This window comes from Marinobacter salinisoli, assembly GCF_017301335.1.
Lineage (GTDB): Bacteria > Pseudomonadota > Gammaproteobacteria > Pseudomonadales > Oleiphilaceae > Marinobacter > Marinobacter salinisoli.
In genome coordinates this window covers 1,681,430-1,706,530 of the sequence record NZ_CP071247.1, presented here as the reverse complement: position 1 = coordinate 1,706,530, position 25,101 = coordinate 1,681,430, and the positions used below count along the sequence as shown (strand labels likewise).

General features: G+C 58.4%; 25 protein-coding genes and 1 tRNA gene. 13 read left to right on the top strand and 13 right to left on the bottom strand.

What is annotated here, in order from left to right:
• The first annotated feature begins 3 nt into the window (after positions 1-3).
• Positions 4-255: a cell division topological specificity factor MinE gene (minE, locus tag LPB19_RS07775; protein ID WP_206645491.1), complete on the top strand. Its 252-nt coding sequence runs from the start codon at positions 4-6 to the stop codon at positions 253-255.
• A gap of 42 nt (positions 256-297) precedes the next feature.
• Here the strand turns inward: minE and LPB19_RS07770 are convergent, their stop codons facing one another.
• Positions 298-1,305 carry a DUF2804 domain-containing protein gene (locus LPB19_RS07770; RefSeq protein ID WP_206645490.1) on the bottom strand — a complete coding sequence of 336 codons (1,008 nt, stop codon included), beginning with the start codon at positions 1,303-1,305 and terminating at the stop codon, positions 298-300.
• Positions 1,306-1,442: 137 nt separating this feature from the next.
• Between LPB19_RS07770 and LPB19_RS07765 the strand changes: the two genes are divergently transcribed.
• The 3 genes from LPB19_RS07765 (at position 1,443) to LPB19_RS07755 (ending at position 4,152) form a co-directional block, all read left to right on the top strand.
• Positions 1,443-2,171: an START domain-containing protein gene (locus LPB19_RS07765; protein ID WP_206645489.1), complete on the top strand. Its 729-nt coding sequence runs from the start codon at positions 1,443-1,445 to the stop codon at positions 2,169-2,171.
• 74 nt (positions 2,172-2,245) lie between these two features.
• A complete protein-coding gene (locus LPB19_RS07760) occupies positions 2,246-2,731 on the top strand; it encodes a CBS domain-containing protein (RefSeq protein ID WP_206645488.1) in 486 nt (161 codons plus the stop codon).
• A 65-nt stretch (positions 2,732-2,796) separates the two neighbouring features.
• The gene (locus LPB19_RS07755) at positions 2,797-4,152 is read left to right on the top strand and encodes a PhoH family protein (RefSeq protein ID WP_206645732.1); all 1,356 of its coding nucleotides are present in this window, start codon (positions 2,797-2,799) and stop codon (positions 4,150-4,152) included.
• 86 nt (positions 4,153-4,238) lie between these two features.
• Here LPB19_RS07755 and LPB19_RS07750 read toward each other — a convergent pair whose 3' ends face one another.
• From LPB19_RS07750 to LPB19_RS07715, 8 genes are all read right to left on the bottom strand, one after another.
• Entirely contained in the window at positions 4,239-6,422 is a 2,184-nt protein-coding gene (locus tag LPB19_RS07750; RefSeq protein WP_206645487.1) for a TRAP transporter permease, read from the bottom strand.
• 74 nt (positions 6,423-6,496) lie between these two features.
• The gene (locus LPB19_RS07745; protein ID WP_206645486.1) at positions 6,497-7,474 is read right to left on the bottom strand and encodes a TAXI family TRAP transporter solute-binding subunit; all 978 of its coding nucleotides are present in this window, start codon (positions 7,472-7,474) and stop codon (positions 6,497-6,499) included.
• A gap of 111 nt (positions 7,475-7,585) precedes the next feature.
• Positions 7,586-8,011, bottom strand: a complete 426-nt coding sequence (locus tag LPB19_RS07740) for a secondary thiamine-phosphate synthase enzyme YjbQ (RefSeq protein ID WP_206645485.1) — start codon at positions 8,009-8,011, stop codon at positions 7,586-7,588.
• Between the two features lie 32 nt (positions 8,012-8,043).
• A complete protein-coding gene (locus LPB19_RS07735; protein WP_206645484.1) occupies positions 8,044-9,108 on the bottom strand; it encodes a succinylglutamate desuccinylase/aspartoacylase family protein in 1,065 nt (354 codons plus the stop codon).
• A 3-nt stretch (positions 9,109-9,111) separates the two neighbouring features.
• Positions 9,112-10,017, bottom strand: a complete 906-nt coding sequence (gene rimK / locus LPB19_RS07730) for a 30S ribosomal protein S6--L-glutamate ligase (protein WP_206645483.1) — start codon at positions 10,015-10,017, stop codon at positions 9,112-9,114.
• Positions 10,014-10,511 (bottom strand): ATP-dependent zinc protease family protein, encoded by a 498-nt coding sequence (locus tag LPB19_RS07725; protein ID WP_206645482.1) that lies wholly within the window; start codon positions 10,509-10,511, stop codon positions 10,014-10,016. The genes rimK and LPB19_RS07725 overlap by 4 nt, the downstream gene beginning before the upstream one ends.
• Entirely contained in the window at positions 10,492-11,352 is an 861-nt protein-coding gene (locus LPB19_RS07720; protein ID WP_407943954.1) for a mechanosensitive ion channel family protein, read from the bottom strand. The genes LPB19_RS07725 and LPB19_RS07720 overlap by 20 nt, the downstream gene beginning before the upstream one ends.
• 45 nt (positions 11,353-11,397) lie before the next feature.
• Positions 11,398-12,213: a hypothetical protein gene (locus LPB19_RS07715; protein WP_206645480.1), complete on the bottom strand. Its 816-nt coding sequence runs from the start codon at positions 12,211-12,213 to the stop codon at positions 11,398-11,400.
• A gap of 154 nt (positions 12,214-12,367) precedes the next feature.
• Between LPB19_RS07715 and phrB the strand changes: the two genes are divergently transcribed.
• Positions 12,368-13,768, top strand: a complete 1,401-nt coding sequence (phrB, locus tag LPB19_RS07710; protein WP_206645479.1) for a deoxyribodipyrimidine photo-lyase — start codon at positions 12,368-12,370, stop codon at positions 13,766-13,768.
• Positions 13,769-13,814: 46 nt separating this feature from the next.
• Here the strand turns inward: phrB and LPB19_RS07705 are convergent, their stop codons facing one another.
• From LPB19_RS07705 to hemA, 4 genes are read right to left on the bottom strand one after another with little or no spacing between them, the layout of a single operon-like run.
• Positions 13,815-14,564: a HesA/MoeB/ThiF family protein gene (locus tag LPB19_RS07705; protein WP_206645478.1), complete on the bottom strand. Its 750-nt coding sequence runs from the start codon at positions 14,562-14,564 to the stop codon at positions 13,815-13,817.
• 16 nt (positions 14,565-14,580) lie between these two features.
• On the bottom strand, positions 14,581-15,441 hold the full coding sequence (gene prmC / locus LPB19_RS07700) for a peptide chain release factor N(5)-glutamine methyltransferase (protein WP_206645477.1): 861 nt from the start codon (positions 15,439-15,441) through the stop codon (positions 14,581-14,583).
• Positions 15,431-16,519 (bottom strand): peptide chain release factor 1, encoded by a 1,089-nt coding sequence (prfA, locus tag LPB19_RS07695; RefSeq protein ID WP_206645476.1) that lies wholly within the window; start codon positions 16,517-16,519, stop codon positions 15,431-15,433. Before prfA ends, prmC begins: the two co-directional genes overlap by 11 nt.
• Positions 16,516-17,805 (bottom strand): glutamyl-tRNA reductase, encoded by a 1,290-nt coding sequence (gene hemA, locus LPB19_RS07690; RefSeq protein ID WP_206645475.1) that lies wholly within the window; start codon positions 17,803-17,805, stop codon positions 16,516-16,518. Before hemA ends, prfA begins: the two co-directional genes overlap by 4 nt.
• A gap of 236 nt (positions 17,806-18,041) precedes the next feature.
• On the opposite strand from hemA, the gene LPB19_RS07685 reads away from it, so the two are divergent.
• The 8 genes from LPB19_RS07685 (at position 18,042) to ychF (ending at position 25,010) form a co-directional block, all read left to right on the top strand.
• On the top strand, positions 18,042-19,790 hold the full coding sequence (locus LPB19_RS07685) for a tetratricopeptide repeat protein (protein WP_206645474.1): 1,749 nt from the start codon (positions 18,042-18,044) through the stop codon (positions 19,788-19,790).
• 2 nt (positions 19,791-19,792) lie between these two features.
• Positions 19,793-20,431, top strand: a complete 639-nt coding sequence (lolB, locus tag LPB19_RS07680) for a lipoprotein insertase outer membrane protein LolB (protein ID WP_206645473.1) — start codon at positions 19,793-19,795, stop codon at positions 20,429-20,431.
• Positions 20,428-21,291, top strand: coding sequence for a 4-(cytidine 5'-diphospho)-2-C-methyl-D-erythritol kinase (ispE, locus tag LPB19_RS07675; protein WP_206645472.1), 864 nt, complete (start codon positions 20,428-20,430; stop codon positions 21,289-21,291). The genes lolB and ispE overlap by 4 nt, the downstream gene beginning before the upstream one ends.
• A 19-nt stretch (positions 21,292-21,310) precedes the next feature.
• A tRNA-Gln gene (locus LPB19_RS07670) sits at positions 21,311-21,385 on the top strand.
• 52 nt (positions 21,386-21,437) lie between these two features.
• The gene (locus tag LPB19_RS07665) at positions 21,438-22,388 is read left to right on the top strand and encodes a ribose-phosphate pyrophosphokinase (protein WP_206645471.1); all 951 of its coding nucleotides are present in this window, start codon (positions 21,438-21,440) and stop codon (positions 22,386-22,388) included.
• Between the two features lie 169 nt (positions 22,389-22,557).
• Positions 22,558-23,202, top strand: a complete 645-nt coding sequence (locus LPB19_RS07660; protein ID WP_206645470.1) for a 50S ribosomal protein L25/general stress protein Ctc — start codon at positions 22,558-22,560, stop codon at positions 23,200-23,202.
• Positions 23,203-23,223: 21 nt separating this feature from the next.
• Positions 23,224-23,811 (top strand): aminoacyl-tRNA hydrolase, encoded by a 588-nt coding sequence (gene pth / locus LPB19_RS07655; RefSeq protein ID WP_206645469.1) that lies wholly within the window; start codon positions 23,224-23,226, stop codon positions 23,809-23,811.
• Between the two features lie 107 nt (positions 23,812-23,918).
• Positions 23,919-25,010 (top strand): redox-regulated ATPase YchF, encoded by a 1,092-nt coding sequence (gene ychF / locus LPB19_RS07650; RefSeq protein ID WP_206645468.1) that lies wholly within the window; start codon positions 23,919-23,921, stop codon positions 25,008-25,010.
• Positions 25,011-25,101 lie beyond the last annotated feature (91 nt).

The window sequence follows — 25,101 nt, the reverse complement described above, 5'->3', positions numbered from 1 at the left end:
GGCATGAGCTTCCTTGATTACTTTCGGGGCAGTAAGAAGAACACGGCCAACGTGGCCAAGGAGCGTCTGCAAATTATCGTCGCGCACGAGCGCGGCCAGCGCGAGCAACCGGACTATTTACCCCAGCTGCAGCAGGAGCTGCTCAATGTCATCCGCAAGTACGTTCAAATCAGTGATGACATGGTACAGGTCGAGGTTGATCGCAACGACAACTTTTCGGTTCTGGAATTAAACGTCACTCTGCCGGAACGTTAACTCCCCGGCTCCCTTACCTTTGCTGATGGCCCCACCCGGGGCCTACCAGCGGGCGTAATGGTCTTCCATCAGGCCGCGCATTGAGGCAATGGCGAGGCGCTCGCCGCCCTCGTGGGTAATAAAACCGCTGAAGGTGCCGATGAACTGCCTGAAATTGGACGCCAGCACGAACACGTTCAGCCGCTCCTGACGCACACCTGCTGGCTCAAACATGAGATCAACCCGGCCATCGTCCGTTGTGACGCGCCATTGCTTGCCGGGCTGTTGGCGATCAAAGTCGAAGCGGGCGATCCCTAACTTGAGGCAGCGGCCGTCCAGCCACAGGGCGTTTTCCGTCACCCCGGTTTCATTAACTCCCGCAGCGAGATTCAGCCCCAGAGATCGCCCGTCAGGCAACTGCCCCGCCATACAGGCCCAGTTCCATGCCGTCTCCCGGCGCATGAAACCACAGCTCCAGTCAATTGAGCCCCGGGTGCCCTCGTCGCAGCGCCAGACTTCCTGCCCCCAGCGCACCTGCCCTGTCACCGGGAGTCCCGCCGATTTTCGGGTGAAGACCCAGCCGTTATAGCCCGCCGGCGACACCAAACGCAGTGGATCGTCATCGTTGTGCAGGGTCAGGTCTACCCGAATGTCTCCGGGCGCCTTCACCCGGACTGATCTGCCTTCGCCACCGGGGAGGATACTGAGTACCGCATCGCCCTTGGCGAAAACCGAAGCTCCCTGCTCCGGCCTGGGCTCGATTCGGGCGCCCCGAGCCAATGGCGCGAGAAAGGACTGTTCGTGCAACGTTCCGGAGGCAAAGTCGTACAGATAGAAAAAACCGTTGGCGACCAATTTAAGATCGACAATCGCCATGCCGAACACCCAGTCTGGCGCCATGGCACTGACAAACTGGAACTGATTGAACCGCCAACGCCTCGCAAGCCGCGAGCGCGGCTTATCCATCGCATTGCGCAGGTCGAATGCCTGGTAGTTGATCTCGTCTACCACTCCGTCGCACAGGCCCGGCGCGATCCTGCCGCTCTCATCCACCAGTTTTTTGACCATCATTGAATCCGTCAGCTTGGGCCATTTTTTGCCAGGGCATCGTCAGTGAGATACCTGGTTCACAATCCCCAGTTTAAGAGAACAGAACCGCCCAAACCTCATGCTAGACTCGGGCCACAAATGTCAAGGAAGCTTACTTCATGAGAACTACCAAAGCCCATAGCATTACGGGCTGGATCGCGGCGATGGGCGCCACCTTACTGGCCACTGTTTTCTCCGCCTCCTCTGTCAGTGCGCAATTACCCGCGGAAGACGCCAAGGACTGGAAACTCCGCGAAGAAGTCGGCAACATCCGCGTATACACCGTCGACCAGACCGACTCAAGCTTCAAAGCATTCAAAGCAGAAGCCCTGCTGGACACGCCCATCGAAAACCTGATGGCCGTGATGATCAACCCCGAGTCTTGCCTGGAATGGGTCCACAACTGCATCGAATCCTACGCTTTTGGTGAGGGCAACTTCCACGATCGCTACGCTTACTCCGTCAACAACATGCCCTGGCCGGTGACCGACCGCGACTACGTACTTCGCATCCAAACCCGAGGCAACCGGGCATCCGGCGAAGTGATCATGGACCTTAACGCTATACCCAACCAGCGGAGAGAATTTGACGGTCGCATCCGTGTCGACCGCTCAGACACCTTTTATCGGTTTATTCCCAGGGGCGACCAGACCAAGATGATCTGGATTCAACACACTGACCCGAACGGCTCGCTGCCGGGCTGGCTGGTCAACTCTCTGCTGGTGGATATTCCCGTTCGCTCCTTGCAGGCCCTGGAGAAAGTTGCGCAGAAGCCTCACTACCAGGGTTTCGAACTGGTGTACGACGACGCCGGACAGCTAATCAGCGTTCGTCATTCCACCGAATAGCAGGAAGGGGATGACTCGCCTTCTGCAAGACGATAAGCTCTAGCAAAAGAACCACAAAAGGCAGGCACCGATCCATGACGGTTCTCGCTTACGAGATCATGACTCCCAGTATCAAGGCGGTCCCTCAGGCCTGGACGATGGACCGGCTCGCCCGCTTCCTCATCGACAATGAAATCACCGGCAGCCCGGTCACCAACGACCACGGCGACATCGTCGGGATAGTCACCCTGAAAGACATTACGGAATTTCGCTGGAATGCCAATCGATCTGACACCGACTGCAAACTGACTCCGGAAGAAGAGGAAGAGGCCCGGCGCCTTCGAATGTTCATTTTCGAGGAAATGAGCAAAGTCCCGGTGGAAGTACGGGACATCATGACCCCCAGCGTCCTTTCCGTTGACGAACAGACTCCGGTGCACGACATCGCCGACACCATGATGCGCGAACACCTGCACCGGATTTTTGTTAAAAAGGGAAAAAAAATAATCGGGATAATAACCACATACGATATGCTCAAGTTAATCTCAGACAAGGAACTGATGCAGCGATGTGCCCTGTAGTAACTGCTTGATTAACCAGAGAGGTAGCGCGCCCTATGCCCGGAGCACCCGAAGCTCGCAAAAAGATGTATGTCCTCGACACCAACGTCCTGATTCACGATCCCAACGCCCTCCTGAATTTTGAAGAACACGATGTCATCATCCCGATGACCGTCCTTGAAGAACTCGACAACCTCAAATCCGGTAAACAGGCCGTTGCCGCGGACTGCCGCCAGGCCATCCGGAACATCGACAAGCTGCTTGGCGATGCCACCCCAAAAGACATTGAAAAAGGCGTCCCCATTGTCCGGGCCGAAAAAGCAGAGCCACTGGGTCGACTGCTGATTCTGATGAGTGCGCAACAGTCGGAAACCCATTCGCTGCCCGAACACCTGAACGACAACAAGATCATCAACACGCTCGCGGCCCTGCAGGACAAGCACGAAGGTCACGAGATTATCCTGGTCAGTAAAGACATCAATATGCGCCTGAAAGCGCGCGGCTTTGGCGTCGAGGCACAGGACTACCACAACGACCAGTTACTGGACGACATTGATCTTCTGCCCAAGGGCTACCACGAGTTCCCCAATTCCTTCTGGGACACGATTGAAAAGGTCGAAACCGTCCAGCGCGAAGGCATCACCGAGCACATTCTCAAGCGTGAGGGCACGCTGGCCCTGCTGCATATCAACGAATTCGTGATCGACGAACAGGGATTCGTCGGCCGGGTCACCGACTTGTCGGCGGACCAGATTGTCATCCGCGACCTTCACCAGCATGACCTTATGGACGAGGAGGTCTGGGGTCTGGTGCCACGGGACATCTACCAGTCTCTGGCGCTGAACCTGTTACTGGATCCGGATGTCCATCTGGTCAACCTGACCGGCTCCGCTGGCTCAGGCAAAACCATTCTGGCGCTGGCAGCCTGTATTGAAATGACCGTGGCGAGCAAGCTCTACAAGCGCATCATAGCCACCCGTTCCACTCAGGGCCTGGATGAGGACATTGGCTTTTTACCGGGTACAGAAGCCGAGAAGATGGAGCCTTGGCTGGGTGCGATCGTGGACAACCTCGAAGCCCTGCACGAGGACGACGAGAACATGACAGCGAGCGTGGATTACATTCTCAGCAAGGTGCCGCTGCACTTCAAATCGATGAATTACATCCGCGGCCGCAGCTTCCAGCACAGCCTGATCATCATTGATGAATCGCAGAACCTGACGCCCCACCAGATCAAAACCATCATTACCCGGGCGGGTAATGGCTCTAAAGTGATCTGCCTGGGCAACCTGGCGCAGATCGATACCCCGTACCTGAGTTCGCTGAGCTCGGGCCTGACTTACATGACAGAGCGTTTCAAGAACTTCCGTCACGGCGGACACATCCACTTGCAGGGTGTCCCCCGTTCGGCTCTGGCCGAATACGCCGAAGCCAACCTTTGATGCATCGCACCCCAACCGGACCTTCCCGGGTTGGGGTGCGTTCTTGGCGTTCGTGTTGCGAGCTTTGTCCCGGCGACGGTCTGGACTCAGGCGGTCGCTACCTTTGCCGCCCGCTGGCGCTGTAGCAGGAACGCGACAACCGCGAGCGCGATACCACCCAGATCCGTCCAGGCTCCGCCCTCAATCATCAGCAGGGCCGATGCAATCAGCAAAATCCTGACCAGCCACGGCGCCGCCGCCCGGCCGAACCAGCCCAGCACCCCACCCGAGAGCAAATACACTCCAAAGGTTGCTGTCACCAGTGCGCGCAGGGTTTCAAACCAGCCGGCATCCATCAACAGTGCGCTGTTGTAGAAGAACATGAATGGCACGATAAACGCCGCAATGCCGATTCGGAACGACGCCACCGAGGTTTCCATGGCATTGGCACCGGAGATACCTGCGGCCGCATAGGAAGCCAGAGCCACCGGCGGCGTAATCGCCGAGACCACGGCGAAGTAGAACACGAAGAAATGCGCGGTCAGCGGGTCAATCCCGAGCTGCACCAGCCCCGGCGCCACCACCGAGGCAGCTACCGCGTAGGCAGCGGTGGTCGGCATCCCCATGCCCAGCAGGATCGAGATCAGCATGGCAAAAATCAGCGCCAGCAGCTGACTGGCTTCCGCCAGATCCAGTAACAGTACGGAAAAACGGGCGCCGACCCCGGTCAGCGAGATCACCCCGACGATCACCCCTGCCGCAGCGCACACCGCGATGATCTGCACCGACATGTAGGAGGCGATCTCCAGGGCATTGAGAATGCCACGCAGCCCCATTTTGTTGGGCGACAACCAGCTCACCACAGCCGCAGAAACCGTGGCCAGTGTTCCGGCTCGGATCACCGAATAGCCCTGGAATAGCGCCACGATCAAAATCACGATCGGGATAAACAGATAAACCTGTTTGAGTAAGCGCCGCAGATTCGGCAGCTCATCCTCACGCATGCCACGCATGCCGAGCTTCTTGGCCTCGAAGTCCACCATGAAGAACACGGATGCGAAATAGAGAATAGCGGGAATAATGGCGGCAATGGCAATCTCGGTATACGGAATACCGGTGATCTCGGCCATGATAAAGGCGCCGGCGCCCATGATCGGCGGCATGATCTGCCCACCGGTTGATGCTGCCGCTTCGACCGCGCCCGCGGACTTCTTGCTATAGCCCACCCGTTTCATCAGCGGGATGGTCAGGGACCCCGTGGACACCACGTTACCGGCACTGGTGCCGTTGATCATCCCCATCAGGCCAGAGGCAAAAATGGCCACCTTGGCGGGGCCGCCACGGGATCGGCCCGCTGCGGCAAAGGCGAAGTTGACAAAGTAGTCCCCCACCTTCGACGCCTGAAGAAACGCCGCGAAGATGATGAACAGAATGATATAGGTCGACGACACGGCTGTCGTCGGCCCCAGAATACCGGCGTCCGTGTAAACCTGACTGAAAAAGCGCTGCACAGACAGCCCCGGATACCCCAGAAAGCCGGGCAGATAGGGCCCGGCAAAGACATAGGTCAGAAAAACCAGGCCAATCACGACCAGAGCCAAGCCCGCGACCCGACGGGTAAGCTCCATGATAAGCGCCGTGCCGGCGACGGCGGCAAACGAAATGCCGATCGGCGCAAAGGATGTCCCCGTCGACATCCGCATGGAGGTGTTGTACACCACCAGCAGGTAGCCTGCCACGACCAGGGAGCACACCACCAGAACCAGATCCGGCAAGCTGAAACGGGCACGGTCGCGCTGATGAAACCAGCTCAAGATAATGCCCAGCCCGGTAGCCGCCAGCAGGGGCCAGCCGAAGTGCCAGCCTTCCAGTTCCGCGGGAATCCGCAGCGTGCCGCTCTGAACCATGCCGTAGAAAACGTAGACCTGATACCCCGCGTACAAGGCCGGCAACATCAATACGGCACCTCCCCAGGTGGTCCAGCGGCGACGATGCCATTCCTCTTCGATGGTGACAAAACGGGCACCCGCGTAAAGGATAAAACCCAGCACCAACGCGCCAGCGATGTGCACAATGCGGAAGGACCAGGTTTCCAGCGGGGCGATATTCAGGGTGTACAGGTGAAATGCGGAGTAAGCGACGGCGAGAAAGGTCACCAGCTTGAGCAACCCGCCAGTAAACAGGCGTCGATTGGCCTCCACCGGCTCCTCGTCCACATCGTGGGCCAGCATATGATCACTGTCTTCGGGCAAAGGGGTACTGGTGTCTTTCGGATGCGTGTCTGCGGCCATAAATCAACCTTGCTGTGCGAGAACCGACATCGATAAAGCAAGGGGCCACGAACGTGACCCCTTGCTTATCCTGGTTACTGCTTGATCTGGCTTTCCTCGATGGAGTAGCCGTTTTCATTGAACCAGCGAGCGGCTCCCGCGTGCCACGGCAGCACGTTGTTCTTGTCGTAGTTCTCGGGCACGGAGTGGCGCGCCGCCTTGTGGATGGACACCATCTTGTCATTGTTTTCCATGGTCAGCTTGGTGATCTCGTACACGAAGCTCTCCGGAACATTACAGTTAACCATGGCGAAGTTCCACATGGAGACAACCCGGGAGGGCTCCTCGAGGGACTGGTAGGTACCTGGCTGGATCTCGAACTCAGAGACTGGGAAAGCCTCGAGGATTTTCGCCGCTTCCTCGTCAGTCATGCTGATAATGTTCACATCCGTCTGGGCCTCAAGCTGGCTCACTGCCGGTACGGGAACTCCGGCAGCAAAGGCCACCACATCAATCAGGCCATCCTGAAGCTGACCGCCCAGATCCGACCAACTGCCATTACGGCGTTCGAAATTAACACCGAGGGTTTCCATCATTCGTGGGAAATAGGTGTCCGAGGTGGACCCTGCCGGGCCAAAGCCAATGGTGGCGCCATCGGGGATATCGGAAATCGATTTGATGCCGGAACTGGCCAGCGCGGTAACCGAAAACGGGGTTTCGTACATGGGGAACATGGCGCATACGTTGTCCATTTTCATCCCCGGGGCAAGCGGGCTGTTGCCCTTCATGGACTCGCTGGCCGGACCAAGGGTGGTCAGGCCGAACTTCAGATCACCGGTATGTACCAGGGCCATGTTCTGCATCGGGCCACCGGTGATTTCTCCACCGCCGGACACTCCCAGGTTCTCGGCAACGAAATTTGCCCAGCCAGACCCATACGCAAAATAGGTTCCCCCCTGGCTGGCTGTACCCACGGTAAAGCTCTCCGGCCAGCCGTCGCGATCCTGAGCAGAGACAGAGGTTGCAACAACGAGGGTAGACGCGAGCGCCGCCAAAATGGCTTGTTTTTTCATTGTGGTTGATCTCCCTTTCATTATTGTTAGTCAGTTGGCTGACGAGGATTTTCCCCAATTTAGTCTAGTCTTGGATTCGGCAAAGCGTAGTTGGACAAAAGTCGAAACCGGTTACCTGCGCCCCTGCAGGGTGGCAACAATGCGCCGGCCTCCGGCGCTGTCCCGATGTTCACAAAGGTAGATACCCTGCCAGATACCGAGCGCCAGCCGGCCACGGTGGATGGGGAGGGTCAGCGACGGCCCGATCAGGATACTTTTGATGTGCGCCGGCATGTCGTCGGGGCCTTCCATGACATGGGCGTAGTGGGGTGCGTTTTCCGGCACCATGACATTGAAATGCCGCTCCAGATCACCACGCACATCCGGATCAGCGTTTTCATTCACCGCCAGCGAAGCCGAGGTGTGCTGGATAAACAGATGCAGCAACCCGACCTCACAGCAGGTCAGGTCGGGAGCCTGAGCCAGTACGTCATCCGTCACCAGATGAAAGCCTCGCGGCATGGGCGAAAGCTCAATTGTGGCTTGATCCCAGATCATCGGTGCTCCTGTGATGGGTGTGATGGGCGGATTTATCGTTGCAGGTCATCCCACGGGTGCACCGGCACCACGGCCTCGGAGCCCTCGTTCTCAAACGAACTGCGGAAATAGTCCATCGCCTTCTCCGCTTCCCCGAGTTCGTCGAAACGGGCGATGTGGTAGATGGCCTCGCCCTCATTCACCAAGGGCAGGTTATTCACACAGATCACAATGCCGGAACAGGGTGACAGCACAGCCGCTTCTGACTCTCCGAAGGGGTCAGCGACCATGGCAAGCCGCTGCCCCTTGCGGACTTTCTGCCCCAGCCAGGCAATCGGCCGCATGATGCCGTCAATGTCGGCCCGCACCCACTGGGAGGTCGCAGCGGTTTCGGATCGGCTTCTGGGCGCTTTCGGCGCCTTTTTTATCGGGATCATACCCAGCTCCCGCATCACCCGGATGACCCCCTTCGAACCGCTACTGATCACCACCTCATCGAAGCGCAGGGCCTCGCCACCCTCGAAGGTGATCACAGGGATGTCGAGGGAATCGGCGTAGGCCCGCAGGCTTCCCTCGCGCAGACCCGCCTTGATGATGATCGGAGCGCCGAAGGCATTCGCCATTCGCTCGGTTTCTGAGTTGTTCAACTCGGCACGAATCTGGGGCAGGTTGAAGCGGTGAATGGCCCCGGTGTGCAAATCGATGATGTGCGTGACCTTCTCCATGATCTGCGTGCGCAGCAGATAGGCGATACGACCGCCGAGCGAGCCGCTCTCGCTGCCGGGGAAGCAGCGGTTGAGATCGCGACGGTCGGGCAGGTAGCGGGTGCGCTGGACGAAACCGAAGATATTGACGATGGGAACCGCCACCAACGTTCCCCGCAGGTGCCGGAGCGCCGAATTTTTGAGCACCCGGCGGATGATCTCCACACCATTGATCTCGTCGCCGTGAATCGCCCCACAGACCATCAGTACAGGGCCGTCACGACGGCCATGAATCACCTCTACCGGAATATGCAGGGGCGTGTGGGTGTAGAGCTTTGCAACCGGAACTTCCACCGTTTCCCGGGTACCCGGCTTGATCTGCGTTCCTGCAATTTCAAATGGCTCACGAGCCATAAATTATCCCCGTCCTTTGGTTCTTGTTTTCCAAGGTTTGTAATTTTTTTCAGTCCAGTTGATGATCATGGCAGCCACGTTCTTGCCGGTGGCGTTTTCAATCCCTTCCAGCCCGGGCGAGGAGTTTACCTCCATGACCAGCGGGCCACGGCTGGAACGCAGCAAATCCACACCCGCCACATTCAGGCCCATGGACTTCGCGGCCATCACCGCGGTACGGCGTTCCTCCGGCGTGATCCGGACCAGCGAGGCGGTACCCCCTCGGTGCAGGTTGGAGCGGAACTCCCCCTCTGCCCCCTGACGCTTCATCGCCGCGATAACCTTGTCGCCGATCACGAAGCACCGGATATCGGCGCCACCGGCTTCCTTGATAAATTCCTGTACCAGGATGTCGGCTTTCAGCCCCATGAAGGCCTCAATCACACTCTCTGCCGCCTTGCGGGTTTCCGCCAACACGACACCAATGCCCTGGGTGCCTTGCAACAACTTGATCACCACCGGGGCGCCACCCACCATCTTCAGCAACTCAGGCACGTTATCCGGCTTGTTGGCAAAACCGGTCACCGGCATACCGACGCCCTTTCGTGCCAGCAACTGCAGCGAGCGCAGCTTGTCCCTTGCACGGGTGATGGCCACCGACTCATTGACCGGGAACACCCCCATCATCTCAAACTGGCGCAACACCGCTGTGCCGTAATAAGTCACGGATGCACCAATGCGGGGAATCGCCACGTCGAAACCCTCGAGGACCTCCTCGTGGTAATGGATCTGCGGTTTGGCGGATGTGATGTTCATGGAACAATGAAGGCAGTCGATGACATGCACTTCGTGGCCCCGGTTTATGCCTTCTTCCACCAGACGGCGGGTGGAGTAAAGGTTCTTATTTCGCGATAAAACCGCAATTTTCATTTTTCATTCCTTAGGTCCGGCTCTCCGGCAAGATAGGATGCTTCCGGGTGAACCATGGCACGCCCGGCCATGGCTGTGCGCCCCAGTAACATCCGAAAGCGCATGGAGTCACGATTGGTCAGCGTCATTTCAATCGGCCATCGATTTGCCCCGACAACCACGGTAGTTTCAATCACCAGGCGATTTTCCTGATGGCCCCCGGAATCGGTCACCAGACGCTCATCCAGCACCCGGGCGTCACATTCAACCATCTGATGCAAATCGTTCTGCACCGGATGCACCCAGAACCTGACTCTTCGCTCCCCGTTTTCGGTATAGGGTTCTGCACGGAAGGCGTGCAGGCAGGACGTTCTCGCCCCGGTGTCGACCTTCGCTTTGATTCGATTGATGTCCAGGTCGGGCAACCCGACCCATTCCCGCCAGCCAAGGCCGATCTTTTCGTCACCACTGGCTGACGTCGATGGCTTGATGCCATCATCCTTCTTTGTCGACATCCAGAATTTCCTTATTGGGTTTTGTGTCCGGGCTCAGGAGCTGCACGCGGAACGGCTCCGAATGACTACCCGCGTAGATACTGGTGTGCGGGAACGGAATCTCGATACCTTCGCGATCAAGCATTTTCTTGATCGCCACCATGATGCTGCTGCGGCCGTCCAATACCTTGTCCTTCGGCACCCAGAACGAAAACTGAACATCCACCGACGATGGACCAAATGCAGTCACCAACACAAAAGGCTTTGGTTCTTCAAGACAGACCGGCTCTTCCTCGGCCAGTTTCAGCAGGAGCGTTTCCACGCGCTCTACATCTTCAGCGTAGGCAATCCCAACGGTCAGGTCGAGCCGCCGTATCGGGAACCTCGACCGGTTCACCACCCGGGTTTTGATGAGTGTTTCATTGGGGATACGGACAAACAGGTTATCCGGCGTGCGCAGTTTGACACTCAGCAAATCAATGGCGACCACCTCACCGGTGGTGGCATCCACCTCGATCACGTCGCCAATCTCGAACGGTTTTTCCATCAACAGGAACAGCCCGCTGATGATGTTGGAGGCCGAAGTCTGCGACGCGAAGCCGAGGGCTACCGTCAGGATACCCGCAGCACCCAGCACCACATCCAGAGAAAAACCGGCTTCTCGAAGGGCGGCCACCACAAACAGCAGCACCACGCCATAAAACACCAGCCGCCGCACCACCGCACTGTGATGCCGTGACGTGCGATCGCCGATCAAACGGGACACACTGCGTGCGGCCAGAGAAGCAAGCACAAGGCCAAGCCCCACCAGAAAAGCAGCGTTCAGCCACTGGCCAAGGTCAGTACTTATCCATCCAAGCAGCGCGTTGGTACCCGAATTTTCACTCACCCATCAGACTCCCAAAAGTTATCCGAACATGCGGTCGAAGGCGCGAATCAACCGTCCGCGGGATACACGCTCCCGGGCCGGGCCGACCTGCTGGCACTCGCCCGCCGCCGGCAGCAGGGCGTCGTCAACCCGCAGGGTGGCCGAGTTCATGTCAGTCTCGCACTCCACCGTCACGCCCGGCGTCCATAACTGGCCCCGGCTGTTCAGGTGCAGCGAGAGCAATGGTGTCGGCAGACTGAAGCGCTCCAGCAGCAGGGGCTCTTTGCGTCGGTTGATGATGGTGACCGGCGTGATTGCCCGCCATGGCCGTTTCGGCACCGCTTCCAGCACCAATCGGGCGAAACTGGCCGATGAATAGCAGATTTCACCTTCCATGGTATTGGGGCCTACCCAGGTCAGCGCAGGCACCGCCAGGGGAATCTCCGTCAACACCGTCTTGCTGTCGCCAACGCAGACCTGCATCCACACCAGGGTACCCACGTAGATGACGCAGCGTTCGCCGGCTGGAATGGTCATCGACTGATAGGGCCGAATCACCGTTGGCAGCGAAGCAACGGTCGGTACAAAGGTAACGGTTTCGGTATCGGATTCTGCTGCCCGGATGAAACGCTGAAGCGGCACATCGGTGGATGGCAAGACGTGGCTGACGCCTTCGGTCCAGGTGACTGGCTCAGTGCCCGACTCCAACGTTTGGGTCCGAACCTGCCATTCCCGGTCCAGCAGCGTCACCCACAGGCGCACCTGGCCGAGCTCGTGATGCTGGGTTTGCCCGGACGACAGACTGTAGGGCTGCGCCCACACACCGTCTCGCTGTCCCTCGGTTACTGATTCCATGTTTGCAGGGCATCTCCCGGAAGGGTGAACAATAATAACGCCTACTATAATCCAAACACGCATCCTCAGCGAATATCCAAGTCTGTGATTTTATTGGATCAATTAGTCGTATTTACGCCTATTCAATGGCCCGGAACGGGCAACAGGACAACCGATGAAAGAACTGGTCTGGTTTCGTAACGACCTGCGAATCGCTGACAACCCCGCCCTCACTGCCGCGTGCAAGCAGAGCGATGGTGTACGGGCCTGTTTTGTCGTCACCCCGGAACAGTGGCTGGAGCACGACTGGTCTCCGGCCAGAGTGCAGTTCGTGATCGCACACGCCAACGCGCTGGCCAAAGAGCTGGCCGAGCTGGGCATTCCCCTCAGTTTCCTGCACGCCCGAACATTCGACGACAGCCTCGAACGACTCGACGCATTCTGCCGGGAGCATGGCATACAACGAATTCACTTCAATGAGGAATACGGCATCAACGAACGCCGGCGGGACAAGCGGCTCAAGCAGAAACTGGGCGACGCCGGCGTCGACGTGTGCAAATACCGGGATCAAACCGTTGCCCCCGTTGGTGAGGTACTGACCAAGCAAGAGGAACCCTATTCCGTATTCACCCCGTTCTCGCGCCGATGGCGGGAATGGATCGAGGAAAACCAGCCAGTGGTATTGCCGCGTCCGTCCTCGCAGGGAGCCTCGCTGGAGCCCGAGCAGCTGACCGACATCCCGTCGCCGTTCCAGGACGCACCACCCCAACTGGTTGAAACCGGTGAATCCGCCGCGCACCAGCAACTCGAAACGTTTCTCGAGGAAACGGCCGGGCAATACAAAGAGGACCGGGATTTCCCGGCCATTGATGGCACCAGCCAGCTATCGCCCTACCTGGCCAATGGCGTACTTTCCGGGCGGCAATGCCTGCTTGCCGCCCGGGAAGCCCAGGGCCGCGGCGGTAATCAGGAGGGTTTTGTTACCTGGATCAGCGAGATTGCCTGGCGGGATTTCTACATCAACATCCTGTATCACTACCCCCGCATCAGTATGCACCGGGCCTTCAAACCCGAAACCGAGGCCCTGATCTGGAACGATCCCGGCGATGCGTTTGAGGCCTGGAAAACTGGTAACACCGGCATCCCAATCGTAGACGCCGCCATGCGCCAGCTCAACGCAACCGGCTGGATGCACAACCGCCTGCGCATGATTACCGCCATGTTCCTGACCAAGAATCTGTTCATTGACTGGCGATTGGGGGAAGCCTACTTCATGTCGAAACTGGTGGATGGCTTTCTGGCCTCGAATAACGGCGGCTGGCAATGGAGTGCTTCCACCGGGACGGACGCCGCGCCCTACTTTCGCGTATTCAACCCGACCACTCAGAGCGAACGGTTCGACCCGAAGGGACACTTCATTCGCCAGTGGGTGCCGGAACTGGCCAAGCTGGATAACAAGAAAATCCACGATCCGGGTAAAGGTGGCGTGATTCCAAAAGGCTACCCAAGGCTGATCGTCGATCTGAAGGAGAGTCGAAAAGAAGCAATTGCCAGGTTTCAGGCGCTCAAGGATTGAGGTTGAGCAAGGCCTGCCGGACCACCGTCGCCAGGCAACAACCGGTTTAATGACCCGGACACACCGGACATTCGGGATCACGGGCCAATGTCATTTCACGCCACTGCATTGTCCAGGCATCCAACACCAGCAGGCGCCCAACGAGGGCCTGCCCCACGCCGGAGATTACCTTGATGGCCTCCATGGCCTGGGCCGAACCAATCATGCCAACCAGAGGCGCAATGACTCCGGCCTGTGAGCAGGTCAGATCCTCATTGCCCTGCTCCGGATAAAGGCAGTGGTAACAGGGGCTATTTTCAACCCGCGGGTCAAATACCGACAACTGGCCTTCGCCCCGGATGGCCGCACCAGAGACCAGTGGCACGCCGGCTCTGACACAGGCACGATTCAGTGCAAAGCGGGTGTGGAAGTTGTCACTGCAGTCCACCACCAGGGTAGCGCGGGCGACCTGCTCTTCCAGCGATTTGCCGTCCAGGCGCTCGGCAATGGCGATCGCCGACACATGCGGATTAATCCGTGTCACCCGCTCAGCCAGAGCAGCCGCTTTCAGCTGTCCCAACTGGGCTTCCTCGAACCCGATCTGGCGCTGCAGATTGGCCAGCTCGATGGTGTCATCATCCACCAGCGTCAGGTGTCCCACACCGGCTGCCCCCAGATAGAGAGCGACCGGACAACCCAATCCACCGGCACCCAGCACCAGAACCCTGGCCTTCTGAAGCTTTTCCTGGCCGGCCACATCAAACCGGGGCAGCAATAGTTGCCGGCTGTAGCGAATCAACTCCTCGTCAGTGAGCATGCACCCTTCCTTTTTGTTATTGGTGGATTCTGTTGGCGGACCATCGCCCAAGCGTCATGCGCTCACGGTCACCATAGTCCTTGCGGCTCTCTATCGCACCAAACCCCCGTTCCCGGAACAGCCTTTGCACCGCCTCGGCCTGGTCATACCCATGCTCTACCAGCAGCCAACCACCGTCATTCAGCCAATCCGGCGCCTGATCGACAATCAGCCTCAGATCATCCAGCCCATCCGGGCCAGCCACCAGGGCCGAGGCTGGCTCATAACGCACATCGCCTTCATCGAGGTGACGATCGTCTGCAGCAATATAGGGAGGATTCGAAACGATGAGGTCAAACCGCCCGGGCGGAAGCCGGGTAAACCAGGAACTCTGGATGACCTTAACCGGCAGGCCCAGCTGTCGGGCGTTGCTCTGGGCCAACTGGACGGCATCGTCAACACAGTCGCAGGCACTGACCTGCCAATCGGCGCGCTCGCTGGCCAGCGCCAGGGCGATGGCTCCGGTTCCCGTTCCCAGGTCCAGGACATGAGCCGAGCCCGGAAGCGGCAACGTGAGTGCCACTTCCACCAGGCATTCGGTGTCGGGGCGCGGGATGAGTGTGGCCGGGCTGACCCGCAAAGGCAGCGACCAGAATTCCTGATGCCCCAGCAAATGAGCAATGGGCCGGCCCTGCGCCCGCTCGAACACCAACCGGTCAAACTCGTCACATTGTTCCCCGGGCACTTCCCGTTCGGGCCAGGCACGAAAACTGGTCCGACTCAGGCCGGTGACATGACCGAGCAGCAGCTCGGCATCGAGCCGAGGACTGTCACCGCCAATGCGTTCAATGGCTTTTGTTAACAGCCTTTCACAGGTCAGTGAGGATTTACTGGTCATCAGACAGCGTGGCAAGCAGCTCGGCCTGATGTTCCTGCTGCAGAGGAACAACCACAGCGTCGAGATCGCCTGAGACGACTTCGTCCAGCTTGTACAACGTCAGGTTGATCCGATGATCAGTCACCCGCCCCTGCGGGAAATTGTAAGTGCGGATGCGTTCGGAGCGGTCGCCGCTGCCCACCAGGCTCTTGCGGGTTTCGGCCACTTGCTTTTGCTGGCGCTCAATCTCGGCGTTCTGCAACCGGGACGCCAGCAGGCTCATCGCCTTGGCCCGGTTCTTATGTTGCGAGCGCTCTTCCTGACACTCCACCACAATGCCCGTCGGCAGGTGGGTAATCCGGATGGCGGAATCGGTTTTATTCACGTGCTGACCGCCGGCACCAGAGGAACGAAAAGTATCCACCCGAAGGTCTGCCTTGTTGATATCGACCGCTTCGGCTTCATCGGCTTCCGGCATCACAGCCACGGTACAAGCCGAGGTATGAATGCGCCCCTGGGATTCGGTTTCCGGCACTCGCTGCACCCGGTGTGCACCGGATTCAAATTTCAGCGTGCCATACACACCATCGCCCCCCACCCGGGCAATCAATTCTTTATAACCACCGTGTTCGCCTTCGCTCTCGCTCAACACCTCGACCTGCCAGCGACGCTTTTCCGCGTACCGGCTGTACATGCGAAACAGATCCCCGGCGAAGATGGCGGCCTCGTCACCGCCGGTTCCGGCGCGAATCTCCAGAAACACACTCTTCTTATCGTTGGGGTCTTTGGGCAACATCAGGCGCTGCAGTTCTTCGTCCAGTTCCTCGCTCTTTGCCTGGGCAGTCTCCAGCTCTTCCGCCGCCATTTCGCGCATGTCGGCATCGCCATCCTCCGCGAGTTCCCGAGCCGCGTCGATATCCGCAAGAGACTGACGCCAGGCTTTGAAACACTGAACAATCGGCTCAATCTCGGCAAATTCCCGGGACAGATCCCGGAACTTGCCCTGATCGGAGATGACCGAGGCATCGCTTAACAACGCGCTGACTTCCTCGTAACGATCACTCAGATGATCGAGGCGATTTTCAATCGATGGCTTCATAGTTTTTCCGTGGGGGTTGGCTCGTCGGCTTCCAATGCGTCCAGCTGGTGCAGCTCACGCAGCCATTCCGTTACCTCGGGGCGCCCTTCGGTCGTCGCCTTGCGAACCTGAACCGAGGGCTCATGGAGAAGTTTGTTGGTCAGGCCACGGGCGAGGCTTCGCAGAATGGTCTCTGGATCGCCGCCGTTGCGCAGCGCACGCAAGGCTTTTTCGGTTTCCAGATCGCGCAGTATCTCTGCCCGGCGCCGGAACTGCTTCAAAGTGGAGACGGCGTCCAGTGCCCGCAGCTGGTTCTGGAAATCCTGAACCCCGGCCGCCACCAGATTTTCAGCCTCACGCGCGGCTCCTTCGCGGGAACGGATATTTTCTTCGATGACCTGCCGCAGGTCATCCACGGTATAAAGGTATACATCATCCAGAGACGCCACTTCCGGTTCGATATCTCTGGGTACCGCAATATCCACCATGAAATAGGGTTTGTGCTTGCGGACTTTCAAGGCCCGCTCAACCGCGCCTTTGCCCAGAATGGGCAGCGGACTGGCCGTGGATGAAATGACAATATCCACTTCGGCCAGGTGGGCAGGAATATCCGATAGTAAAATACCCTGGCCACCGTATTGAGCGCCCAGATTCTGTGCCCGTTCCAGTGTTCGGTTGGCTACCAGGAACTCAGTAACGCCCGCATCAGCAAGATGCCGGGCCACCAGCTCAATGGTTTTACCGGCACCAATCAACAGAGCCCTGTTACGGGAGAGATCCGAGAAAATATGCTGCGCCATACTCACGGCAGCGTAGGCAACGGACACTGGATTCTCGCCGATGGCGGTCTGGGTCCGCACTCGCTTGGCCACCGAGAAGGTGTGCTCAAACAACCGCGACAGGAAGGAACCACTGGCCTGGTTTTCCCTCGCCAGGGCATAGGCGTCTTTCAGCTGGCCCAGAATCTGGGGCTCGCCCAGCACCATTGAATCCAAGCCTGCGGCAACCCGCATCATGTGACGGACCGCATCGCCATCCCGGTGCACATAAAAGGACTGCTCCAGATCCGCGACATCCACGTCATGGAAGCCGGCGAGCCAGCGCAACACCAGGGGCGCACAATCATCATCGCCTGCAAGGTACAGTTCTGTGCGGTTGCACGTAGACAGGATGGCCGCTTCACTGGCTCCCGAGGCAGCTCTGAGCTCGGCGAACGCGTCGCCCATGCGATCGGGCGTAAACGCCACGCGCTCGCGCAGCTCCAGGGGAGCAGTTCGGTGATTAATGCCGAGCGTAACCAGTGCCATATCGGAGGTGAACAACCTTACGAATTCGGGGGATAATTTCGGGCATTTTAGCGGCCAGCGCCCGCCACTGCCACCATATATGCTCCGCCCATTCGGGAAGTGCGGACAGGTTGGGCAATATGAAGTGCTTATGCCATTATAGGGACTCGGCCCGGGCTGCATGCCATCGCAGCGCATAACCGTTGTCCATGGGCCGTTACGCTTGATGCGCTGTCGACATAATCACGGGAAGATGCATGTACAAATTCGCACCGTTGCTGACAACCTGCCTGATCGGATTTTCTCTGGCTGGCTGTGCCAGTCTGACCGGTTCCGACAAGAAACAGGCGGAACCAACCACACCGCCGCCTGCCCAGTCAGCAAATAAGCAAAAAGAAAACATCGAATACGCCGACTTCGAACCGGAAGTGCTTTACCTGCTTCTGTCAGGCGAAATCGCTGCCCAGCGCGGCCGGTACGACATCACCCTGGTCAATTACCTCCAGGCCGCGAAGATCTCCCGCGATAAAGGCGTCATCGCGCGCGCCATGCGCATTGCCCAATCACTCAATGGCGACAACGCACAGCAGCAACTGGCCAACCTTTGGCTTGAGGTAGAACCGGACAGCCTGGAAGCGCACCGGGTTGCAGCCATCCAAGCCGTGAAAAGAAATGAACTGGAAGCCGCTCTGGGGCACATGGAACAACTGATGGGCATGGGCGCCGACGCCGACTTCGACGCCCTCGCGCTGATGGCCCGCAATCTCCCGCCGGAACGGCAGGCAGAATTGCTCAACCTTTACAAGGAGCTCTCCCAACGCTACCCAGACTCGGTTGAACTGGACTACAGCACCGCCTTGCTGCTGAAAATGTCCGGCAACACTCAGGAAGCACTGGATCGGATAAACGGCCTGATGGACGACAACCCGAACTTCCAGCCGGGCATCGTTCTGCGGGGCGACCTGCTCTATGAAAGCGGAAAAAAACGAAAAGCTCTGGACTACCTCCTGACCAACACCCGACGCTTTCCGTCAAACCGACAGATGGGCACGCTGTATGGCCGCATGCTGATCTCCGAAGGCGATTTGCGAGCGGCTCAGGATGAGTTTGACCGCCTGATCAATGAACACCCGGACGTTCCGGGGCTGCGCCTGTCCCACGCCCTCGTGGCCATCGAAAACCGGGAAAACGATCTGGCCCGGGAAGACCTGACCCAGTTGATCGAAGAAGGCCACCACATCAACGAGGCTAACTACTACCTCGGGCGCATTGAAGACAGCGAGGGCAACATCCAGCCCGCCATCAATTATTACAGCCGGGTGGAAGGGGGTGACTTTTATTTCTCGGCACTGGCAAGAAAAAGCGCACTACTAGCCGGTAATGATCAACTCGATGAAGCCGTAACTGACATTCGCAACCTCAGAGGCGAAAATCCGGCTCAGGACGAAAACTACCGGCTACTGGAAGTGAACCTGCTGATGGAACACGGGCAGGAAGAGCAAGCACTGGACAGCGCGTCCGAGGCGGTGGGCCTCTACCCAGAAAACATTCAGATCCGGTACGCCCGTGCCATGCTGCTGGATATGCGGGGCCAAACCGAACCCGCTGAAGAGGACCTGAAACTCATCATCAATCAGGATCCCGGAAACTCGGTAGCCCTGAACGCGCTCGGCTACATCCTGACCACCAAGACCAACCGGTTGGATGAAGCCCGCAATTACATCGAGCGCGCCCTCGCACTGGACCCGGAAAACCCGGCGATTCTCGACAGCATGGGCTGGGTTCTCTTTAAAGAAGGCGAGCTGGAATCGGCTCTGGACTACCTGGCTCGTGCCTGGTCCGATTACACAGATCCGGAGATTGCCGCCCACTATGGAGAGGCACTGTGGGTCAGTGGGGCTCGTGAGCAGGCACGGATCATCTGGAAAGAAGGCCTGGAAAAGGATCCAGACCACGAAATTCTCAGGGAAACCATTCAACGGCTGACACAAGACAGCGAGCTGTAATCATGCCCCGCTTTCGCCTCTGGCTTATTCTGCCCCTGGCCGCCATGCTCGCTGCCTGCACCACCATTCAGGTAGAGCCCTTGCCAGAGGGCATGACCGACCAACCACCAGCCGACTGGGCCGACAAAAGCGAGCAGCTGCGCCAATTCGACCACTGGCAACTGGTGGGCAAGCTGGCGATCCGCCAGCCCTCAGACAGCGGCACCGCACTGATCAACCACTGGATACAAAATGGTGACCAGTACAACCTGGCCCTGTCGTCATCCTTTCTCGGCATGGGCAGCACCCGCTTGCAGGGCACGCCGGGCTTTATCGAGCTGACCCTGCCCGATGGCGACACCTATCGATCCGGTGACCCGGAGTCCTTGCTGGAAGCTGCAACCGGCTGGCAATTGCCGCTAAACCAACTGGTCTGGTGGATTCGCGGGCTTCCCGCGCCGGGAGATGATTTCCGCCTGCTATTTGATGCCAACCAGCAACTGGCCATCATCCGGCAATCCGGCTGGGAAATTCGTTACGATCGCTGGCAACGTTTTCTGAACAGCCACCCCAGCCTGCCGGCAAAAATCACCGCCCTGAAAGACGGCAAACGAGTTCGGCTCGTTATCAGCGACTGGCAAGACCTCGGAACAGCGCAGTGAGCACCACCATTACCCTGCCCTCTCCGGCAAAACTCAACCTCTTTTTGCATATCGTCGGTCGTCGCGCTGACGGTTACCATGAGCTGCAAACACTGTTTCAGTTTCTGAATTACGGCGACGACCTGACCCTTACTCTTACGCCGGAACAGCCGGGCGCTCGTCTAAGCGAGCCGGTTACCGGCGTTGCCGACGACGACAACCTGGTGATCCGCGCGGCCAACGCACTGGCCCGGCGGGCCGGTAAAACCCTCCCGGGTGTGACCATCAACTTGCAAAAACGGCTGCCCATGGGCGGTGGTCTTGGCGGTGGCAGTTCCAACGCAGCCACCACCCTGGTCGGGCTCAATCACCTCTGGCGCCTGAACCTTTCAACCGACGAGCTGGCCGACATCGGCCTCGCACTCGGTGCCGACGTACCGGTATTTGTTCGCGGACATGCCGCCTTCGGCGAAGGCGTCGGCGAGCAGCTTACCCCTGTCACACCTCCCGAAGACTGGTTTGTCGTTCTGAAGCCAGAATGCAGCATCAACACCGGCAAGATTTTTTCCGAGGAAGGGTTGACAAGGAACACCCCGAGAATCAAAATAGCGCCCGCTTTTGAGGGAGACGCCTCGAGGTACCGAAACGACTGTGAGGATGTAGTTCGCAAACTGTATCCTGAGGTTAATAGAAGCCTGGACTGGCTTGCACAATTCGGACCTGCAAGATTAACCGGAACCGGGGCTTGCATTTTTGGACGTTTCCCGACAGAATCCGCAGCCCGGATTATCTGGGAAAGCAAACCCTCCGGCATCACGGGGTTCGTAGCTCAAGGGGTGAATATTTCACCTCTTCACAAAAAGCTGACTGAGCTAAACTGATGCCAAGAAAGCACGATACTGGGGTGTCGCCAAGTGGTAAGGCAACGGGTTTTGATCCCGTCATGCGCAGGTTCGAATCCTGCCACCCCAGCCACCTCTCTCCCGCTCGCTCTGAATCAAACGCTGATACTGAGAAGGATGCCGTCGTGTCCAAACTGATGATTTTCGCTGGCAACGCCAATCCGGAACTTGCCAAGGCCATCGCGCAGAAACTGCACATCCCCATGGGCCAGGCCACCGTTGGCCGTTTCAGCGACGGCGAAACCGCTGTCGAAATCAACGAGAACGTCCGCGGCCATGATGTCTTCATCATTCAGCCGACCTGTTACCCGACCAACGACAACCTGATGGAACTGATCGTCCTGGCCGACGCACTGCGCCGCGCGTCCGCAACCAGGGTCACTGCGGTAATCCCCTACTATGGATACGCACGACAGGATCGCCGGGTGCGCTCGACCCGGGTAGCCATCAGCGCCAAAGTCGTTGCCGACATGATCTCCAGCATCGGCGTGGATCGGGTCCTGACCGTTGACCTGCACGCCGACCAGATTCAGGGCTTCTTCGACATCCCGGTGGACAACATTTACGCCACACCGGTCATGCTCGAAGACATTGAGAAGCAGCGCTTTGAAAACTTCGTTGTGGTTTCTCCGGACGTCGGCGGTGTGGTTCGCGCCCGCGCCGTGGCCAAGAAGCTGGACGATGCCGACCTGGCCATTATTGACAAGCGTCGGCCGAAGGCGAACGTTGCTCAGGTCATGCACATCATCGGGGATGTCAAAGACAAGACCTGTATCCTGGTGGACGACATCATCGACACCGCCGGCACTCTGTGCAAAGCCGCCAACGCTCTCAAGGAGCACGGCGCCGCCCGCGTGGTTGCCTACATCACCCACCCGGTTCTGTCTGGCCCGGCGATAGATAACATCAACGCATCCACCCTGGACGAACTGGTTGTCTGCGACACTATCCCCGTGGATGACAAAGCCAAGAATTGTGATAGAATCCGCGTCCTCAGCATGGCTGGGCTACTGGCAGAGTCCATTCGTCGCGTCAGCAACGAAGAGTCTATCAGCGCCATGTTTGACAACGCCTGAACGAAGTCCGGACACCCGGATTCAGGCCGGTAACGCATTACACGGATCGGGAGCCTACCATGGGCTCCCGATCCTTTTAGTCGGTCGGGAAAAGATTCCCGGCTTCATTGAACCATCATCTGAACCGAGCCTGGTCGCGGGCCGCTCAGATGACAAGTGAGGTAATACCATGTCTCAGGATTTTGTGATTGAAGCATTTCCTCGTGACGACCAGGGGAAAGGTGCGAGCCGCCGCCTGCGTCGCGAAGAACGTAAGATTCCGGCCATCATTTACGGTGGCGGCAAAGACGCGACTGCCATTTCCATCTGGCACAACGAGCTAAAGAAGGCCCTCGAAAACGAAGCTTTCTTCTCCCACGTTCTGACCGTTGATATTCAGGGCAAGAAAGAGTCTGTAATCCTGAAGGATCTGCAGCGTCACCCGTACAAGCCGATTCTGACTCATGCGGACTTTCTGCGCGTCGACAAGGACCACGACATCCACGTCAACGTACCGCTGCACTTCATCAATGAAGAAACAGCGTCTGCCGTGAAGAATCAGGGTGGTATCGTGACTCACCAGATGAACGAAGTAGAAGTGATCTGCCGTCCGCAGAACCTGCCTGAGTTCATCGAAGTGGACATGCAGGACGTTGAGATGGACCAGGTAGTTCACCTGAGCGATCTGAAACTGCCTGAAGGTGTTGTTATTGCTGCATTGCAGCAAGGTGAAGACCACGACCTGCCGGTTGTTGCTATTCACATGCCGAAGGGCACCAAGGCTGACGAAGCCGAGGACGCCGAAGGTGAAGGCGAGGAAGGCGGCGAGGAGTAAGCTCTCCAAGGGCGACGGATTATGGCACAGGACATTCTCATGGTGGTGGGGCTGGGTAACCCCGGTTCCGACTATGAAAATACCCGCCATAACGCCGGCGCCCTGTTCGTCGAAGCACTGGCCCGCCAAGCGGGCCAGTCGCTGCGCCCCGAGCGCAAATACCACGGGCTCTACGCCCGCATCCATTGGCAGGGCATGGACCTGCATCTCCTGAATCCCACCACATTCATGAACCGCAGCGGCCTGTCCATCAAGGCTCTGGCGGATTTCTTCAAGATTTCTCCCGAACAGATTCTCGTCGCCCACGACGAACTCGACCTCCCACCCGGCACAGCCAAACTGAAGAAAGGCGGTGGTCACGGCGGACACAACGGACTGCGCGACGCCATCAGCCACTTGGGCACCCGGGATTTCCAGCGCCTGCGCCTTGGCATAGGCCACCCCGGCGACAGCCGGCAGGTCACCGGTTACGTACTCGGCCGGTTCGGCAAGCGAGAGCACGAACAACTGGATGCCGTCGTTGACGAAGTCATGCGGGTACTGCCCGATGCGGCCAACGGCAAACTGGCCGCCGCCATGAACCGGCTGCACAGTTTCAAGCCCGAGTAACCCGACTGCCCGGCCAGCCGTCCAACTCCGTATTCCTCCTACTCGCACCCTGCCCGCTCGACCGGTATAATCCGGCCACATTTTTTTCGCATCAGCAGAGGCATTCCATGGGCTTTAACTGCGGCATCGTTGGTCTTCCCAACGTCGGCAAATCCACCCTGTTCAACGCACTGACCAAAGCCGGCATTGGCGCTGAGAACTTCCCGTTCTGCACCATCGAACCCAATGCAGGCGTGGTCCCCATGCCGGACCCGCGCCTGAACAAACTGGCTGACATCGTCAAGCCAGAGCGGGTTGTGCCCACCTCCATGGAATTCGTGGATATTGCCGGGCTGGTCGCCGGCGCCTCCAAGGGCGAAGGTCTGGGCAACCAGTTCCTGGCCAACATTCGCCAGACCGACGCCATCGCCCATGTTGTGCGGTGCTTTGAAGACGAGAACGTAATCCACGTCGCCAACAAGGTGCATCCGGCGGCCGACATCGAAGTGATCAACACCGAACTGGCGCTGGCCGACATGGACACTGTCGAGAAAGCCATCAAGCGGGTGCAGCGGGTCGCCAAGAGTGGCGACAAAACCGCCAAAGCACAGCTGGAGGTGTTCGAAAAGTTGCTGCCGGTACTGAACGAAGGCAAGCCAGTGCGCGGTATGGAGCTGTCTGACGACGAACAGGCGCTGATTCGGGAACTGTGCCTGTTGACGGTCAAACCAACCATGTACATCGCCAACGTGAGCGAAGATGGGTTCGAAAACAACCCGTACCTGGATGAAGTAAAGGCGATCGCAGCGGAAGAAGGCGCCGTTGTCGTGCCGATCTGCAACAAGATCGAAGCTGAAATCTCCGAACTGGAAGACGACGAGAAGTCCATGTTTCTGGAGGAAATGGGCATGGAAGAGCCTGGCCTGGACCGGGTCATCCGGGCCGGTTACAACCTGCTGGGTCTGCAGACCTACTTCACTGCCGGCGTAAAAGAGGTTCGTGCATGGACCACCAAGATCGGCGCCACAGCACCTCAGTCAGCGGGTGTGATCCACACCGATTTCGAACGCGGCTTTATTCGAGCTGAAGTGGTCAGCTACGACGATTACGTGGCCGGAAACGGTGAAGCCGGGGCCAAGGAAGCCGGAAAATGGCGCCTCGAAGGCAAGGATTACATCGTGAAGGACGGCGACGTTATCCACTTCCGCTTCAACGTATAAATTTGGACGAAAAAGCATTGCGAAGGCCTTGACAGCCCCCGCACAAATGCTGAAAATACGCGCCTCGTTTGGGGCCATGCCTGAAACGATT